1 protein-coding gene and 1 pseudogene are annotated in these 764 nt (G+C 64.9%); both read right to left on the bottom strand.

Annotated features, from left to right (window positions below):
• Positions 1-399: pseudogene (locus P0D96_RS48225) on the bottom strand (heavy metal sensor histidine kinase); the annotation flags it as partial.
• Positions 399-764: winged helix-turn-helix domain-containing protein (locus P0D96_RS48220; protein ID WP_408321414.1), on the bottom strand; the 366-nt coding region annotated here is incomplete at its 5' end. The pseudogene P0D96_RS48225 and the gene P0D96_RS48220, both read right to left, overlap by 1 nt.

The raw sequence follows: 764 nt of genomic DNA, 5'->3' as shown, positions 1-764 counted from the left end.
CGTCTCGGTGATGCGCGCCGTCGCGGCAACCCGCGCGAGCGGCGGCAATGCCGCAATGGTCGCGGCGCCGCTTGCCGCATCCGGCACGGCGAGCGCGCCGGCGATATTGTGTTCGATTGCCCGCGTGCCGTCGGGATCGAACACTTCCATCGACATGGCTTCGTTGCCGAGCACGATGCTGGTCAAGCGCTCACTGTGCTCGCGAATGCCCTGCGCGGAATCCAGTTCTTCGGCGAGCCGCCGCGCGTGGCGCGCGGCGAGCACGATGTCGAGATTGTCCTGCGCCTTGATCTGCTTTTCGAGCGCGACATACAGAAAGCTGCCGACGAGCACGAAAACCGCCAGCGTCGTCGCGCCGAACGCCAGCGCAAGCGCCGCGGCAAGCGAACGGCCGCGCATCAAGCGATGTCCTTCAGTTCGAGCACATAGCCCACGCCGCGCACGGTGTGGATCAGCTTGACGGGAAAGTTGTCGTCGATCTTGGTGCGTAAGCGGCGGATCGCCACTTCGACCACATTGGTGTCGCTGTCGAAATTCATGTCCCACACATACGACGCGATCTGCGTGCGGCTCAGCACTTCACCCTGACGGCGCGCGAGCAGTTGCAACAGCGAGAATTCGCGCGGCGTGAGATCGATGCGCATGCCGCCACGCTTCACGCGCCGGCGGTTCACATCCATTTCCAGATCGCCCACCTTGATCAGTTCGCTTTCGCGTGGCGGGCCGCGGCGCGCCAACGTACGCACGCGCGCCAGCAATTCGAC

The sequence above is a fragment of the Paraburkholderia sp. RL17-347-BIC-D genome, from assembly GCF_046027915.1.
In the GTDB taxonomy this organism is placed as follows: Bacteria; Pseudomonadota; Gammaproteobacteria; order Burkholderiales; family Burkholderiaceae; genus Paraburkholderia.
Note: the sequence above shows the minus strand (reverse complement) of the source record. Positions and strands in the feature narration are given on the sequence as shown.